At 72.4% G+C, this 2,159-nt stretch carries 3 protein-coding genes; 1 reads left to right on the top strand and 2 read right to left on the bottom strand.

The annotated features are described in order from the left end of the window. Positions 1-829: LysR family transcriptional regulator (locus AWZ10_RS24855; protein ID WP_060892070.1), on the bottom strand; the 829-nt coding region annotated here is incomplete at its 3' end. A 75-nt stretch (positions 830-904) separates the two neighbouring features. On the opposite strand from AWZ10_RS24855, the gene AWZ10_RS24850 reads away from it, so the two are divergent. Continuing rightward, the gene (locus AWZ10_RS24850; RefSeq protein WP_046704485.1) at positions 905-1,834 is read left to right on the top strand and encodes a DMT family transporter; all 930 of its coding nucleotides are present in this window, start codon (positions 905-907) and stop codon (positions 1,832-1,834) included. A 38-nt stretch (positions 1,835-1,872) separates the two neighbouring features. On the opposite strand, the gene AWZ10_RS24845 is transcribed toward AWZ10_RS24850, so the two are convergent. Beyond that, positions 1,873-2,159 (bottom strand): aminotransferase class I/II-fold pyridoxal phosphate-dependent enzyme (locus AWZ10_RS24845; RefSeq protein ID WP_341846095.1); only part of this gene is annotated, 287 nt, incomplete at its 5' end.

The following is a 2,159-nucleotide window of genomic DNA, read 5'->3' as shown; positions in this document are numbered from 1 at the left end:
CGCGCCACACCGCGTACACGCTGCGGTGGACCCGGTGGCGCACCGGCACGGTCCGCATCCCGGCCGGCATCGGGTCGCGGCCGAGCCGGGGCGCGATGCAGACACCCAACCCGGCGGCGACCAGGGCGAGTTGAGTGTGGTGCTCACCGGCCCGGTGGGCGATCCGGGGCTCGATGCCATGGGCGCGCAGCGTGTAGAGCAGCCACTCATGGCAGAACTCGCCCTCGGGCCAGGCGACCCACGACTCCTCCGCCAGCTCCCGCAGGTCGATCTCGTCGCGCCCGGCGAGCGGGTGGTCCTCGGGCAGCGCCACCTCGACCGGGTCGTCGAGGATCGCGGCCCTCGCCAGTCCCTCGGGCACGGGCAGCGGCTTGTTGTACCAGTCGAGGACGACGGCCAGGTCGACGTCTCCCCGGATCACCGCGTTGATCGCGAGTTCGGGCTCCAGTTCCCGTGAACGCACTCGCAGCGCCGGGTGGTCGTCCCGCAGTGCGCGGAAGACCGCGGGAAACAGTCCCCGGACGGCCGTGGGGAACGCGGCCAGCCGCAGTTCGCCGACGACCTGCCCCCGCTGCGCCTCCAGGTCCGCCTGCGCCAGCTCGACCTGCGACAGGATGCGCGCGGCATGGTCGGCGAGCAGCCGCCCCGCGTCGGTGAGGCGCACGCCCCGCCCGTTCTTGACGAGGAGCCGCTGCCCGACCTCCCGCTCCAGCTTGGCCATCTGCTGCGAGACGGCCGAGGTCGTCACGTGCAGCCCCTCGGCCGCCCTGCTGACCGAGCCGTGCCGGGCGAGGGCGTCGAGGGTGCGCAGGCGCTCCAGATTCAACATGTAAGTGATGCTACGAGATTCAGCCCATACATTCTCGCTTGTGCTACAAGATTGATCGGCGCCATCGTTGTGGGCATGACCACCGCCGCGCCCACCCGAGCTTCTGCCCCCACCCCCGTACGCACGCACCGCACCGTCGACTGGCGCCTGCGTTTCGCCTTCCTCTCCCTCGTCTGGGGCTTCAGCTTCCTCCTGATCAAGGTGGGCACGGGGGCGTACGCACCCTTCCAGGTCACCTTCGGACGGCTGCTGTTCGGCACGCTGGTCCTCGCGGCGGCGATGGCGGTCAAGCGGGAGCGGCTGCCGCGCGGCGCCCGAGTCTGGGGCCACCTCACGGTGGCGGCCCTTCTCCTCAACGCACTGCCGTTCTCCCTCTTCGCCTACGCGGAGCTGACAGTCCCGTCCACGCTGGCGGGCATCTGCAACGCGACCTCACCCCTGTGGGGCATGGCCCTCTCCCTGGTCGCACTCTCGGAGGACCGCCCCACGCGGGTGCGGGTCGCCGGTCTCGGCCTCGGTTTCCTCGGTGTGCTCACCGTGCTCGGCGCCTGGCAGGGCTTCAGCGGCCTGGACGCGAGGGGCACCACGATGGCGCTGCTGGCCTCCCTCAGCTATCCGATCGGCTGGATCTACGTCCGCCGCACCCTGGCCGGCACCACCGTGTCGCACCTCTCCCTCACCGGTGCCCAGCTCCTGCTGGCCACCGCTCAACTGGCCTTCGTCACCCCGCTGTTCACGACCCTGCCGAGCAGTTTCCCGGTCCTGCCCCTGCTGGCGGTCGTCGCGCTGGGCACCCTCGGCACGGGTGTGGCCATGCTCGTCCAGTACGGCCTCGTCTCCGAGGTCGGCCCGACGACCGCCCAGATGGTCACCTACTTCATCCCCGTGATCGCCACGGCGGCCGGCGTCACGCTCCTCGGCGAGTCCCTGGCCTGGTCGACCCCCGTCGGCGCGGCGATCGTCCTGGCGGGAGCGGCCCTGACACAGGCCCGGCCGCGCACCTGAGCCGTCGCGGGTGCGCACCTGAGCCGCCGCGGGTGACGTCACACGTACCCGCTGCCCGCCCCCGGCCCGACCGCCGAGGCCACCGCGTCCGCCACCCTCCCGATCTCCTCCTCGGTGAGGTTGGAGACCGTGATCCGGATCCCCTGCGGGGCGATCATCCGGAAGCGGGCGCCGGGCGCGACGGCCCAGCCTGCGTGCAGCAGCCGGGCGACCGCACCGGTCTCGTCCGGGACCCGGATCCACACGTTCATCCCGCTGACGCCGTGCGCCTCGACCCCGCGCCGCGCGAGGGCACCGATCAGCGCGTCCCGCCGCCGCCCGTACG

Origin of the sequence: Streptomyces europaeiscabiei (assembly GCF_001550375.1) — a bacterium.
GTDB lineage: Bacteria > Actinomycetota > Actinomycetes > Streptomycetales > Streptomycetaceae > Streptomyces > Streptomyces europaeiscabiei.
Note: the sequence above shows the minus strand (reverse complement) of the source record. Positions and strands in the feature narration are given on the sequence as shown.

Bases quoted from the DNA above. Each gene is read 5' to 3' on its own strand.
- AWZ10_RS24850 (WP_046704485.1), top strand. From the start codon at position 905: ATGACCACCGCCGCGCCCACCCGAGCTTCTGCCCCCACCCCCGTACGC.